At 44.9% G+C, this 13,380-nt stretch carries 12 protein-coding genes and 1 tRNA gene; 8 read left to right on the top strand and 5 right to left on the bottom strand.

Annotated features, from left to right (window positions below; translation table 11 throughout):
- Positions 1–9: 9 nt before the first annotated feature.
- The 6 genes from NDI33_RS26240 to NDI33_RS26265 all read left to right on the top strand — a co-directional run bounded on the left by NDI33_RS26240 (position 10) and on the right by NDI33_RS26265 (position 6,847).
- Positions 10–82: transfer RNA gene (locus tag NDI33_RS26240), tRNA-Lys, on the top strand.
- Positions 83–457: 375 nt separating this feature from the next.
- A complete protein-coding gene (locus NDI33_RS26245; protein ID WP_190675860.1) occupies positions 458–1,405 on the top strand; it encodes a phosphotransferase in 948 nt (315 codons plus the stop codon).
- Positions 1,406–1,760: 355 nt separating this feature from the next.
- Positions 1,761–2,492: an ATP-grasp domain-containing protein gene (locus NDI33_RS26250; protein WP_190675862.1), complete on the top strand. Its 732-nt coding sequence runs from the start codon at positions 1,761–1,763 to the stop codon at positions 2,490–2,492.
- A gap of 335 nt (positions 2,493–2,827) precedes the next feature.
- The gene (locus NDI33_RS26255) at positions 2,828–4,255 is read left to right on the top strand and encodes a tetratricopeptide repeat protein (protein WP_190675864.1); all 1,428 of its coding nucleotides are present in this window, start codon (positions 2,828–2,830) and stop codon (positions 4,253–4,255) included.
- Between the two features lie 591 nt (positions 4,256–4,846).
- The gene (locus NDI33_RS26260) at positions 4,847–5,482 is read left to right on the top strand and encodes a hypothetical protein (RefSeq protein ID WP_190675866.1); all 636 of its coding nucleotides are present in this window, start codon (positions 4,847–4,849) and stop codon (positions 5,480–5,482) included.
- Between the two features lie 300 nt (positions 5,483–5,782).
- Positions 5,783–6,847, top strand: coding sequence for a tRNA-dihydrouridine synthase family protein (locus tag NDI33_RS26265; RefSeq protein WP_190675868.1), 1,065 nt, complete (start codon positions 5,783–5,785; stop codon positions 6,845–6,847).
- 141 nt (positions 6,848–6,988) lie between these two features.
- On the opposite strand, the gene NDI33_RS26270 is transcribed toward NDI33_RS26265, so the two are convergent.
- A complete protein-coding gene (locus NDI33_RS26270; protein ID WP_190675879.1) occupies positions 6,989–7,789 on the bottom strand; it encodes a hypothetical protein in 801 nt (266 codons plus the stop codon).
- A gap of 145 nt (positions 7,790–7,934) precedes the next feature.
- On the opposite strand from NDI33_RS26270, the gene NDI33_RS26275 reads away from it, so the two are divergent.
- Positions 7,935–9,311 carry a GTP-binding protein gene (locus NDI33_RS26275; RefSeq protein WP_347275901.1) on the top strand — a complete coding sequence of 459 codons (1,377 nt, stop codon included), beginning with the start codon at positions 7,935–7,937 and terminating at the stop codon, positions 9,309–9,311.
- An 89-nt stretch (positions 9,312–9,400) separates the two neighbouring features.
- Here the strand turns inward: NDI33_RS26275 and NDI33_RS26280 are convergent, their stop codons facing one another.
- The 4 genes from NDI33_RS26280 to NDI33_RS26295 form a co-directional block, all read right to left on the bottom strand.
- A complete protein-coding gene (locus NDI33_RS26280) occupies positions 9,401–9,664 on the bottom strand; it encodes a hypothetical protein (RefSeq protein WP_190675871.1) in 264 nt (87 codons plus the stop codon).
- A gap of 84 nt (positions 9,665–9,748) precedes the next feature.
- Positions 9,749–10,573, bottom strand: a complete 825-nt coding sequence (locus tag NDI33_RS26285; protein WP_190675873.1) for a TlyA family RNA methyltransferase — start codon at positions 10,571–10,573, stop codon at positions 9,749–9,751.
- A 241-nt stretch (positions 10,574–10,814) separates the two neighbouring features.
- Positions 10,815–11,612 carry a vWA domain-containing protein gene (locus NDI33_RS26290; protein ID WP_190675875.1) on the bottom strand — a complete coding sequence of 266 codons (798 nt, stop codon included), beginning with the start codon at positions 11,610–11,612 and terminating at the stop codon, positions 10,815–10,817.
- A gap of 248 nt (positions 11,613–11,860) precedes the next feature.
- On the bottom strand, positions 11,861–12,061 hold the full coding sequence (locus NDI33_RS26295; RefSeq protein ID WP_347275902.1) for a UPF0175 family protein: 201 nt from the start codon (positions 12,059–12,061) through the stop codon (positions 11,861–11,863).
- A 229-nt stretch (positions 12,062–12,290) separates the two neighbouring features.
- On the opposite strand from NDI33_RS26295, the gene NDI33_RS26300 reads away from it, so the two are divergent.
- Positions 12,291–13,283: a hypothetical protein gene (locus NDI33_RS26300; protein WP_190675877.1), complete on the top strand. Its 993-nt coding sequence runs from the start codon at positions 12,291–12,293 to the stop codon at positions 13,281–13,283.
- The last annotated feature ends 97 nt before the right edge of the window (positions 13,284–13,380 follow it).

Below are 13,380 nucleotides of genomic sequence, written 5' to 3' on the forward strand. Positions count from 1 at the left end.
CATTTGTGCGGGTGGTTGGCATAGCGGCTTGTGCAGCTGGCTTTTAACCAGCACCATATAGGTTCGACTCCTATACCACCCATTATTTCCACTAGAAACCGAAAAGCCAGGTGCAATGCTTACAACATTGCTGTAGGAGAGCCAGTACCTTCCCCGTGGACTGACTGATATAAATTTTGGTGTTGAGTCCCAGGTTCAAGAGGGCTAACACAGGTTTCTCAGAGCTGCTGATTATTCATTAGCTACTCTACTACTCTAGTCAGAGTATCCTTTTGGAATAGCAACCAAGATGACACTCAGCATCAAGCTAGACCCTGAAGTAAAGAGGCAACTGGAGGAGATAGCTAAACAGCAAAACACCAGTCTCAATAGGCTGGTACTGAGGTACATATACTAACGATGGGAATTTGTCTGTTTCATTCCAGTCGATTCATTGGATCATGAACAACCATAGACGATGAACAACAAAACGTTTTTACAGCTTGCAATTGAAGCACTTCGTAACTATGGTTTAGAAAATGCTCAGCTAACGCGCTTAGGGGGAGCAAGTAACACTAACTTTAAAGTAGATGCTGACGATAAATCCTATGTGCTACGTCTGCACACATCTGCATGTCATGACCGAGTTGCTATATCTTCAGAACTAGCTTGGTTAAGCAGTTTGCAAAGCGACACGACCTTGGTGTTCCCTAAACCTATTGTTAATTTAAACGGAGAGCTAGTCACAGGTGTACCTGCTGATAGCGAACCAGAAACGCTGTGTACGCTCATGTCCTGGGTAGAAGGGAAAATTCCACCTACTGTGGACACTTTGACCGATGAGCAGCTTGCAAAAGTAGGCTCTCTGATGGCACAACTTCACATACACTCGCAACAGTTTGAGCTACCTGAAGGCTTCAAACGCCAAACGTTTAATGAAGCCCATTTTAGTGGGCGTTTAGAGGTGTTGTATACGGCTTTAAGCAACACCGAATTAGATAAAAGTGACCTGAACAGTTTGAAGGTCAATGCCAGTCACATAATCACTTATTTTGCTCATTTGGAACGCAAGCAAGACAGTTTTGGTGTTATTCATGCCGACTTTCATTCTGGTAACTACTTACTCTGTGACGAAAAGGTTTGCATCATTGACTTTGACCGTTGTGGTTTCGGCTTTTACCTTTATGACCTTGCTTTAGCGCTTATGGAACTTGACGAGCAACAACGAAAAGTCTTTTTACAGGGTTACGAAACCGTCAAACCATTGCCTTCTGATTACATAAACCTCAAGCAGGTGTTCCTGTGCTTGGCTTACCTTGATAATCTCGGCTTTCTTGTTGCCAATCCTGAGGAGCTAGCGTTTGTCGTGGGAGAATTGCCGTTTGCCGTTGAAGCATTCCGTAATGCAGTCGAGACAGTGCCTTAACAACATATTGGAGCAGATTGATAAAAGATCCTGGTGTAATGCGATCGCTCATCGCCATAGCTTGAGTTAATGCAAGGAAACCCAACATATACTTCTGCTTTGCATATAGGTCAAGATGAGTTTTGCTGTTAGGGTTCTAAAGATGCGATCGCTATCAGCTTGTCATGTGGGATGGAAAGATGGCAGTACTCGTATTTATGGATATGTGCTGAGGACGCTACTTCATTACATGAAGCACTGGAAGCCAAGAAGTGAGGCACTGTGCTGATAAGGCAGAGCTAGGAGGGGCAGTAGCTCCCCGGTGGCTTGCTTATAATTAGAGATTGCCTGCTAGCATTTAAAGACTTTGTAACCGATGCCAACTCTGATTTTGACTCCACGCTACACTGACGATTCTCAGGCTTTATGGCGTGCAGCTAATCGTCTGGGTTGGCGAGTCGAGCGACTAATGAACTGGCGGCTACCTGATGAATTAAAACTTGTACCCGAACCAGTCTTGTATGTGGAAGCATTGATGACAGAGATGATAGCAGAGCAACTTGGACTTCACTTACTTGACGCACCAGATGATTGGCTACCCAATTTACCTGAAGAATATCGGAAGCGTTGGGTTTATCTCAGTACCCTCGGTGAAGCACGGAGCATAGAAAAAGCAGCTTTTATCAAACCGCCAAACGACAAAAGTTTCCCTGCCCGCGTTTATCAAGGTAAGGAATTGCCAAGCGATTATCCCGATGAGATGCCAGTGCTAATAGCGGAAATTGTGGAGTGGAAAAAGGAATTTCGTTGCTTTATTTTGAATCGCTCCCTGAAAACATTCTCAGTTTATCTCCGCGATGGAGAGTTACAGCGAGAGAATGATTTTGTACATACTGAAGAGGAAGAGTGCGAGGTTCGGGAGTTCATCGAAACTCTACTATCAGATGAACAGGTAGAGATTATTCAGGCAACAGTAATTGACGTAGGTATGATTCAAGGAAGAGGATGGGCAGTTGTTGAACAAAATGCAGCCTGGGGAGCAGGTTTGTATGGTTGCGATCCCATTGAGGTTTTAGAAGTGCTGCGGTATGCTGTTGTTGCCGCATAACATATGGTCAAGCTGCGCGTCTCACGATATTTGTAAAATGAGCAGTCAGGAAATCAACTAATAAGTTAGGTACCGGAGCGAAGGAAGTTTCACTTTAAAAACCGAATGCTCTGAACACGTTCTTCGGTTATGGGTTTCCAGCCGACCAAGCAGCGATTGAGTGGCGATGGTTCGTCATAGCGGCTGTCCAGTTGGCTTTTAACCAGCACCAGAGAGGTTCGACTCCTCTACCACCCACTTAATTTATAAAGAATATCAGGCAATTCTGTGGACAGCAATCAAAAATCAGGTAGTTTTCAACCTAATTACTAACCATACCTTTGAGGAAAAACTTTATGCATGATGAACTACCAGACCCAGAGCATATTGAATCAGCTATCAGCCACTATAGTAAAATCCTTCAATCTGAACCCAACCAGCCTGAAACTTGGCATATTCTAGGGTACCTGTTTTGCCAGGTGGGACGTTATGAAGAAGCGATCGCCAGTTATGACAAGGCGATTGAAATCAAGACGGATGATTACGACTCCTGGTATGAACGAGGTTTGGCATTAGCTAATTTGGATCGCTATGAAGAGGCGCTCGTTAGCTACAATAAAGCCCTTGAATTTAAACCAGACCATGCCGCAGTTTGCTATGCTCGCGGACTTGCACTCTCTGCTGTAAGAGATATTGAGGCAGCACTTCTCAGCTACGATCAAGCGATCGGCTTCAATCCTAGTGGTTCCGAAGCATGGTTAGAACGAGGGCGTACTCTGTATAGCTTAGCTCGTAATGAAGAGGCACTTTTTAGTTTCAATCAAGCTATAAAGTACCAACCTAATTCAGTAATGGCTTGGTATTCACACGGTGCTGTAATTGAAAATATGGGAGATTACGATAAGGCTCTTGTCAGTCTTAACAAAGCCTTGGAATTAGCAGCAGATTCTCCTTCCATCCTGACCGATCGAGGTAGAGTGCTGAGGAAGCTGGGTCAGTACGAGGCAGCTCTAGCCAGCTATGATAAGGCTTTGGAGATTCAACCTGACCTTGGCGCAGCTTTGCTTTGTCGTGGTGCTTTGTTGTGTGACTACCTCTATTGCTACGAAGAAGCACTCGACAACTTTAATGAAGCGCTGGAAATCGACTCAAACGATCCCCTTGCTTGGTATAACAGAGGGAATACACTAAGAAGCCTCAAGCGTTATGAAGAGGCAATTATCAGTTATGACAGAGCGCTAGAACTTCAACCCGATTATTGCCATGCTCAGCAGGAAAGAGACTGGGTATTGTGCCTGTTAGAACACCAAGATCGGGCAACAATTAGCGATGATTTTGCGATCAAGTTGGTAAACAAAGCTATCCAAATTTTCTTTTATTCGTATAGTTCTTATGAAGATGAACTTGTCAAGATTATCCAAAAATCGGGTGTGTGTCGAGCCGATGCTTTTGAGCTAGTGGTCTTCATACCCTTAGCCTTCGGTCGCGTTCTTCTAGAGAGCAAAGGTGCTGTGCTACAACCTAATTTTGTATGGATTGACCCAGTTACTGAACACGAGAATCGAGTATCTTTGTGCAATCAGCCTATTTTCCAGGCAGCTTACAACATAGCCGAGGCGTGGAGAAAGGATAAAGGTGATAGTGATGCATTCTTGGCTATTGCTGAATGGAGTGCAGAAGTAAATGCCTTTAATAAAGCGCTGAATGATGGTTCTCAGTTAGAAAATTGTGAATTCTCTGAACCAGTTTGTTATGACTATCGTCAGCTAGCGTATGGCTCTTGAGTGAAGATATTGCACGTTACATTGACAGATCTAAGCAATCCTTGCAGCGAACGGGCAAAAGCCTCTGGTTCTGTCTAGGTAATATTAGGTTTTCTTCGCTAGCTACTGGTTACAACACTTATGGACTATTGCAGTGCGATCGCGCCTACCTTCCATCTCACTTCAAGAGTTAGATTTCGTTTCGGGTTATCTGTCGCCGATGAGTTTAGCTGTTAGCGTTCCAAGGATGCGATCGCTTACCCTGGAAAAAAGCTTTTCCGAATCTATAAAAAAACTGCTAGTAAGTAGAAGGTTACAATTAAATAGAAGATAGAGAAAAGCCAAAAAACGGGTGCTACGAGATGCCTGCTCAATTGCGAGTTGCATAAACGGATTTGGGATATCTGACGCTCTTTGAGTTGTGAGAAGAAACAACAGTTCCTCAACAAACACGCGATCGCGCCCACATGATTCAATCTTTATGATGACTGTTTTTTGACACCTCAGCGGCGTTACCGTTTGGACACTTCATTTCGGAAAAGGGGTGGACAGGTTAATTGTTCCATTTTACTCAGGAAAGCATTCCTCTTTGAGCAACGCCTATAATCAATCATGAGTAAAAAAATGATGTTGCAGCCTTTTGTAAGTTTTCTAAAACTGAGTCTTGTCTGCTTAGTTAGCTCCGCTATCTTAGAGCCAGCACAATCCTACGCCCAGTCAGCAGGTTCACTGTCAACCCCTGATGCTACTTTTAAAGGTGTTTTGCAGCAATCAGATGCAGTCCCTTCACAAACAAATGCACCGCTGAAAGCGCAGGTCAATCCCGAACCAGAATCTCGTCCCCGACGCAGCTATATCGGTCTTGGAGGTGCTATCGGACTAGCGGGTGATACGACTGCCCTAGGAACGGGAGGTCTAGCGATTCTGACCAAGGTCGGATTTACGGAGAACCTGTCTTTGCACGATGCCACAATCATATTTGGCGATCGCACTGCAACTTCGATGATTGCCCTAACTGGTGAGTTTCCCATTCGCGGTGCATCTGGACAAACTATTATCTCCCCTTTCCTGGGTGGAGGAGTCATGCTCAGGATTGCCGATGGTCTGAATATCAGTCCACTTATTTCTGGCGGCGTTGATGTTCCGTTATCAAGAGACTTAACGGGCACGGTACGGGCAAATGCAGGCTTCCCCGCTAATCGCAATGCTGATGTCGGACTTTTAATTGGAGTTGGTTATAATTTTTGAGTAACTGGCGTTAATTAGAATGAATTGATTAATTGGTGTTGAATAATTTTAGAATAAAAGATATTTGTTTCTATTAACAAATCTTCGTCATTTTAAAAGGTACAGGCAGTAACCATTACCTATTGAAATGACATCTTTTTAAAGCTAAAATAATAAGTTGCTGTATGGGACGATCTGAAAAGGATGATTATCTAAATCCACGTTGGGATTCTACAAGCTTTCAAGCTTTTTAGTCCGAGTGACAAGAAGTTTGTCAAACGCAACAAATAATTTTTTATCCAACATCAACCGACCGCGCAAATGTCACAATCCGCTCTACTTCCGCCTCCTATGTATCCGGGACTGAAATTAACGGCGCTTGCTCCCATGCAGGATGTGACGGATCTGCTGTTCATGAGCGCGATCGCTAACTATGGCAGTCCTGATTATTTCTTTACTGAGTATTTTCGCGTCCACACGAGTTCGGGTTTAGATAAAAACATCCTCAGATCAATTACAGAGAACTCCACCGGACGCCCCGTCTTTGCTCAGCTCATTGGTGAGAGCGTTTCCGATCTTGTACGCATTGCGAAAGAACTAAGTCGCTATCCAGTCGCGGGTATCGACCTGAATATGGGATGTCCCGCGCCAAGAATTTATCGCAAAAACGTGGGTGGAGGACTGTTACGCGATCCTGAAAAGATTAGCCAGATCCTTGGCGAGTTGAGGGGGGCTGTCGATGGGCTTTTGACGGTCAAAATGCGAATTGGCTTTGAAGATACCGCTAATTTCGATCGTATCCTCGACTTGATTAATTTGCACAAAATTGATTTGCTGAGCTTGCACGGTCGTACTGTTAAAGAGATGTATTATGGCAACGTGCATTACGATCTGATTGCCCATGCCGTACAACGGGTGAATTGCCCAGTTTTAGCCAACGGGAACGTGACATCTGCCGCAACAGCAGCAACGGTTCTAGACACGACAGGAGCAGCAGGGGTGATGGTTGGTCGTGCTGCAATCCGAAATCCTTGGATTTTTAAGCAAATTCGCCAATACCTGAGCGGTCAACCTGTTTCGATCGTAACGCTGGGTGAAGTTCGCGGTTACATTGAGCTACTGCGTCGAACGATGACAGCATGGACAGTACCGGAGAAAGCGCGGGTTAGCTATATGAAGATGTATCTAAATTACATCGGTCAGAGTGTGGATGCCGCTGGATCTTTCTTAAAAGATATGCGCCTATCCCAGACTGAAGCGGAACTATTTGGAGTGTGCGATCGCTATTTATTAAGCAACCCCGACCAAGAATTTGCTTCGGAGCCATATCCTAGACTTCTGGCTCGTCCTAGCTGCGAGAGTACCCGTGAATTGATCGCAAACTGAAAATAGAGAATGCAGTGCGATCGCAATCCTAAATCATTTGTGAAGGCGAGAACCCCGACTTTTCTAAAAAGTCGGGGTTCTGAAAGGTAGGCATCTCACAACTAAAATAGAATTGCTATCGTTGTTGCGTGTTTGTTTCGCTTACCGAGCAGCGGTACAACCAGTAAGGACTGAGGCAGGAACGGGTACATTAGAATTTTCCAAACCTCGTAATTGCTGTCGATAGGCTACTAACTGACTTTGAGTGTTTGGATCGCGGACAACTTTTCTCATTCGATCGATTACTTTGATCGCTTGCGTCCAATTTTGAGCGCAGACTGCCTTTTGTAAAGAGGCGTTGAGGTTTTCTTTGGGGACGTTTCGGGCTGCCGATGGATTTTTAGTAAGTTTGAAAGAAGTCAAAAAACCATCAATACTTTTAACTAAGTCTTGTTCTTTATCTGTTACTACGAAGACCTGATAAAATCGTCTCCGGTCTACCAAATAAAATCTACTTTTAACGATTACTCCTTGAGAGAGTTGCAGTTTAAATTCTCTTCCGGGGTAACTTCCTAAATTAATATTTCGTTGGCTTAAAAGCTTCCCTTTTGAACTATTTGCAAATCCAGTAATTGCCCCAGCCAAGAAACTGTTAACATCACTAGGAGTCTTGATCAGATTAGCCGGGAGGTCGGAATAACCAACAACATAACCGGCTTGATTCGGTCGGAAACTCTGGAAGAGTTGGACTTTAATTGGCCCACCTTTAGTCTGAATCGTTTCCTGACTTTGGTTCGGTGCACCGGGCATCAACACGGTGAAGCCGCCTGCGCGTGAAGCGAAGGGCTTCCATACCGACTGAGCGAGTAGAATCGGTTGCTCAGCTTGCACTGCATTAATGATAGGAGCGCCACCCGCTAGGAAGGTGGTTAGGAAAAGAGAACAAATAAGTGGATTTTTCATTTCAGGTAGAGTGCAATCAAGCGATCGCAATGAGATATCGAGCGAAAATGGATCTGTAGCTTCTTCTAATCTAGCCTTGAGCCATCCTCAATTATCTCAAACCAATGCGGCTGCTGGGGGTCACACATCCTCTGCACGCAACACTCTGCAAGAAACTCACTTCAATCGCGCTCGCGCCAGTCTGCGGCAAGCGCTGTCTTGGTATTCCCACACTCGCAGCCAAAAGCACCCTTCAAAATTAGAAGCAACCGCAGCGCTGCAAACCGAACTGGATTTTTTGAAGTCTACACTTGATAAGTTAGACCAAGGTGTGATTCGGATAGCCGCTTTTGGTTTGGTCAGTCGCGGCAAATCAGCAGTGTTAAATGCCTTAGTAGGACAGAAAATTCTACAAACTGGGCCGCTGAATGGGGTGACTCAGTGGCCCCGTTCCGTGCGCTGGACGCCTAACGCGGCTGGTAAGGTGCAGGTGGAATTGATTGATACGCCTGGATTGGATGAAATTCAGGGGCAAGCGCGAGCAGAAATGGCGCGGGAAGTGGCACGTCAATCTGACTTGATTTTGTTTGTAGTGGCGGGTGATATCACGCGAACCGAGTATCAGGCGCTGTGCGAATTGCGCCTGAGCCAGAAGCCTTTAATTTTAGTCTTTAACAAGATTGACCTGTATCCGGAGCAAGATCGACAAGCGATTTATCAACAGTTGCAAATTCTGGGTGCTGGGAGTCGGGAGACGCGATCGCTCTCCGCTTTACAAGAGGATGAAATTGTAATGGTAGCGGCGGAACCGGCACCCCTGGAGGTGCGAGTAGAGTGGCCCGATGGTCGCGTCACGCAGGAATGGGAGACGCCGCCGCCGCAGGTGGATGAGTTGAAGCAGAAGATTTTGGGGATTCTGAATCGAGAAGGGCGATCGCTTTTAGCGCTCAATGCCTTAGTTCAGGCGCGAGAAGCTGAAGAAAGCATTGCTCAGAAGGTGGTGGCGGCTCGTGAAACTGAAGCCGAGCAGCTAATTTGGAGCTATGTGAGATACAAAGCGATCGCAGTTGCGCTCAATCCGATTGCTGTTTTGGATGTCTTGGCAGGAACGGTGGCGGATTTAGCGCTGATTCGCTCCTTGTCGCGGCTGTATGGGTTGCCGATGACTGGTTATGAAGTTGGAAAGCTTTGGAAAACCATTGTGTTTAGTTCAGGCGGCTTGCTACTGGGTGAATTCGGCAGTAGTTTAGTTTTCGGCTTGGGCAAGAGTGCGGCGGCGATAGGGGCTGGGGAGAGTCTAACCAATATTACGGCTTATGGCGGTGCAGCGATCGCCCAAGCTGGTATCGCTGGATATGGAGCTTATGCAGTCGGTCGGGCAGCGCAGGTGTATCTAGAGCAAGGCTGCACCTGGGGACAGTTGGGAGCAAATACCGTCATTCAAGAGATTCTCAATCAGGTAGAACCCAATACAATTCTTTATCGCTTACGGCAGGAATTGTTGCAATTCGGAGAAACATCTCAAAGCAATCAAAGCAAATAGATGAACGCAAAACTTAACCCCCAACCCCTTCCCTCACAGGGAAGGGGCGCAGGAGAAGTTCTCAGTCTAATTCAACTTTTAAATTCAGCTCAAGATTGTACTTGGGAAGAATCAGCAGCACGCTCGGCAGCGCCTAATTCTGATTCTGCACGGCTTCGCATGGACTCTTGTAAGTGTTCGTCGTGGTGACGGTGCTGCGACATCAATTCCCGCGCCTGTTCTTGGGTATGGGCGTCAGCAGGGTGGGTTTGATGTACCTCAGCCTCTGCACGGCTTCGCATCGACTCGTGTAAGTGTTCGTCGTGGTGACGGTGCTGTGCCATCAATTCCCGTGCTTGGTCTTGGGTACTCATGCTTTGACCCTCTACTTTTAAGGCTTGCTTCTGTCTCAATTTGACCTGAATAGAGCCAAACGGTATCAAAACTGACAGAAAAATTTACGATTTAAGATTATCTCGAAAGTGAGATGCAGCGGATTCGGTAATCTGTCTAATGGCTTGCAAACTCGGCGCTGGTGTGGCGCTATCCATATCCAACCACAACAGATACTCGATATTACCAGCAGGGCCAGTTATGGGCGACCAACTTAAGGCGCGATATTGCCATCCCAACACTTGCGCGGCTTGTAACACTTGGAAAATAGCATCTGCCTGATCGTCAGGATCTCGCACCACACCTTTTTTACCAACACGCGATCGCCCGACTTCAAACTGCGGCTTTACTAGCAACACCGCTTCTCTGGGAGGCTGTGTTAATTTCCACAAAGCATCAAGAATTTTAGTTAGGGAAATAAACGAAACATCTACAACTGTTAAATCTGCTGGCTGTTCATCACCGTACAATTCCTCTGGTGTGAGATAGCGCAGATTCGTCCGTTCTTTCAACACTACCCGCGTATCATTGCGTAATTTCCAGTCAGCTTGTCCATAACCGACATCAACGCCATAAACTTTTTTTGCCCCAGCTTGCAGCAAACAATCGGTGAATCCGCCAGTAGAAATGCCGCCATCTAAGCAAATTCGATCTTGTACGGAAATGCCAAATTCTTCAAGTGCTTTGGAGAGTTTTTCACCGCCTCTAGAAACAAAACGCGATCGCTCTTTAATTTTAATTTGCGCCTCGGTTTCTACCTCCGTTCCCGGCTTATCAATGACTTGCTGATTGACCATTACTTCACCGGCACGTATTAGCCGTTGTGCTAACTGCCGGGAGGCGCATAAATCAAGTTCTACTAATAAGGTGTCAAGTCGTTGTTTCGCCATTAATTATATATATTAAGGATTGCTTGCGTGCAAGTTAATAGAGCAAAGCGATCGCAATCGAAAAGGAACTCCGCTGGTTAGTTATTACACACTATTTAAAGGATAGCTACTTAATCGCTTACCTCCCAGGTTCTTCGCCCCTTCCTCCCACGTTCGCTGCTTCGATCGAGTCGAAGCCACGGATACTTATCCTCTCGTAAACAGTATGTATGCCCTAAAAGTTAGGGCACGCAAGCATTACCTAGACAATTAATGCATCCAAAAAACCACGCTTTCCAAGTCGTGCGATCGCAGATGCAACTTGCAGTCTTGGACAAGCGAGAGTTTCAGCAGTAGCGCTGATATCTAGAGAACCAAGACGCTGTACCGTATCTAATACTTTACCGTCAAATTCCAAGTTACGGAATTCGCTAGTTAGCATAGCTACCATCTGACTGATCACATCTTTAGCATCGCGGACAGAGGCACATTGTCCACTCGTGCCAGTTGCGAGCGCGGTAAACGACTGCAACGTAGCGCGATCGCTTCCCATGCAAAGCGCATGAACCGTTACCCGCTGATTTTCCGCCGCCGCCGTTACCGACTGCACCGTTAAACCATTAGGATATCGCGCCGGATCGGTATGCGTGAAGCCATCGCTGTCTCGATCTGCGTGAAAACCGTGTGGCGGTGCATCACCCACCAACAGAATGAAACGACAACTGTTGCGTCTCCACTTCATTTGGTTAGCCGCATCCTGAACACCATCATAAACAGCTTCCGGATGATCTCCACCCCCATTCGCTTCTAGTTGGTTGATGTTCTTCTGCATCTCCTGCAACTTTGCAGTCAGCGGATAGATGCGAGTTACAAAGCTGGTGTCTTGTGGAGGGTGATCGCGGTATTCTACTAAACCGACTTGCAAATCGATGTCACTATCAGCTGACAACAGACGAATTGTATCCAACAATTGCTGTTTTGCTTCTTGGATGAAACTACCCATACTGCCTGTTGTATCAATTACAAAGCAAACATCAACATGATTGAGAGCTTTTGCCATCAGTCTCACCACCTTTAAAATTAGATAATCGTTAAATACTTAAATGCGTAAGCGTTGCAGCGCCTTAGTGCGAAGCACTACACAAATCAAACCGCTTGGTGAGCAATTCCCCAAAGCAGTGCTGCTTTTCTGTAATACACATACTACAATATTGCCCTACTCTCCTGCGATCGTCAAGGCATCATCATAAAGCCGTTGACCAATGCGTGTAGCCGTTGGCTATCAAGTCATCTAGCACTTTTTTAACGCTAGAGATATGCGATCTCGCGTTGCAGTTCTTCCTTAGCGATCATGTCATCAAAAGGTGAGATGTCATAAACAAACATCAGTTCAGCTAGCTGCCACCGATCTATATCTAACAGTTTTGCTGCCCTTTCTGCACTGATGGCACCTTGCCTCAGCAGTTCCATCACAAATGTCTCATGGGCTTTGTGTTGAGCTTGGGCTATGTGTTATTCAGATAGTCCAGCAACAACTACGATGAACTTAACCTCAATCTCTGATGCTGTCATTTTTTTCCTCAAGGCTTAAATGTAACACTGTGAACCAAGCCAATGGAGATATGTAATATCTGTCGGGTCAACTGTGAACTTACTCACGTAAGTAGTTTTACAGTTGTCTGGTTAATAGGCTCTCTTTATGCTTTAGACAGTATTGTATTAAATTACGAGCTAAATTATGAATTATTGTCCAGCAAAAGGACTAACTACTCAAAAAGACCTGAATAGGCAGAATAAAGCAATTCGTGAGCTACAAGCAACATCCGATAAAAAACTAAAAAGCTATCGCTGCCTTGAACTGCGGTTACTCCTAGAACGTATTGGACATAAAACTATTGAGCGAGATAGTCAGCAAATACGTATAGATAAGGCAAAAAAAGCTGAACTATTAAAAGATTTACAAAATATAAAAATTAAGAACTTTATACCTCCTTCAGTAGAGGAAGTTTTAGAATTTGGACGCTCTTTAGGTATTCATTGGGTAACTCCTAACCCTAGTTTTCCTCATTGGTTTAATGTGTTACATGAAATAGCTCACTGGGCTATAAAACCTGATTGGTATATAAATGTATATCTTGAAAACAGATTGGCTAAAAAGCGGATTCCCAAGGACACAGCAATTTCTTATGATATCCCTAATGCTGAAATAGTCGATTTAAACTGGGTTGCAGGTAAAGGCTTATTGTGTAGTGACCCGTTATATAGAAATTTCGACCCTACACCTAATGAATATGCCGCTAGAGCCTGGTGTATTTATGCCCTAGAACGTAATAATTGGTGTAATCCTGTATTAAGTCAACCTAAATTATTTAGTAAGATTGCCTTGCACCATAAAAACAATGATAGACGCTATGACTCTGAACAATGGAAAGTATTTGTTGATTATAGAGAAAGACCTGAAATCATTAATATAGTCAATATTGATGGCACTAATGAAAGGATTAAAACTATTCCTAAAGATGGTTTTGAGCAACTCAAGCAGTGGGGAATTACCTCACCTTATGGCAGCTTACGTCCAACGTTAGCTGCCTCTAAACAAGCATTAAAGGCTTATACACCATATAAAGTTTATGAGCATTGGTCACAAGTCAGCTTAGAGATTATACCTGAAACTTTAAAATCCTTAAATGAGGATGTAGAAGACTATACGCAAGATGGTAGTAATGAATAGTAATGGTAGGCTGGTACTCAAGAGACATCAACCATTACAAACGGCGCAATGAACTGTCCCAAGTGCCAATCAATTCAAATCATCAAATACGGACGTA

The sequence above is a fragment of the Trichocoleus sp. DQ-A1 genome (assembly GCF_039961955.1).
GTDB lineage: Bacteria > Cyanobacteriota > Cyanobacteriia > Cyanobacteriales > FACHB-T130 > FACHB-T130.

What these genes read in the sequence shown, in the direction of transcription:
- NDI33_RS26245 (WP_190675860.1), top strand. Translation starts at nt 458, where the DNA reads ATGAACAACAAAACGTTTTTACAGCTTGCAATTGAAGCACTTCGTAAC.
- NDI33_RS26250 (WP_190675862.1), top strand. Translation starts at nt 1,761, where the DNA reads ATGCCAACTCTGATTTTGACTCCACGCTACACTGACGATTCTCAGGCT.
- NDI33_RS26255 (WP_190675864.1), top strand. Translation starts at nt 2,828, where the DNA reads ATGCATGATGAACTACCAGACCCAGAGCATATTGAATCAGCTATCAGC.
- NDI33_RS26260 (WP_190675866.1), top strand. Translation starts at nt 4,847, where the DNA reads ATGAGTAAAAAAATGATGTTGCAGCCTTTTGTAAGTTTTCTAAAACTG.
- NDI33_RS26265 (WP_190675868.1), top strand. Translation starts at nt 5,783, where the DNA reads ATGTCACAATCCGCTCTACTTCCGCCTCCTATGTATCCGGGACTGAAA.
- NDI33_RS26270 (WP_190675879.1), bottom strand. Translation starts at nt 7,789, where the DNA reads ATGAAAAATCCACTTATTTGTTCTCTTTTCCTAACCACCTTCCTAGCG.
- NDI33_RS26280 (WP_190675871.1), bottom strand. Translation starts at nt 9,664, where the DNA reads ATGAGTACCCAAGACCAAGCACGGGAATTGATGGCACAGCACCGTCAC.
- NDI33_RS26285 (WP_190675873.1), bottom strand. Translation starts at nt 10,573, where the DNA reads ATGGCGAAACAACGACTTGACACCTTATTAGTAGAACTTGATTTATGC.
- NDI33_RS26290 (WP_190675875.1), bottom strand. Translation starts at nt 11,612, where the DNA reads ATGGCAAAAGCTCTCAATCATGTTGATGTTTGCTTTGTAATTGATACA.
- NDI33_RS26300 (WP_190675877.1), top strand. Translation starts at nt 12,291, where the DNA reads ATGAATTATTGTCCAGCAAAAGGACTAACTACTCAAAAAGACCTGAAT.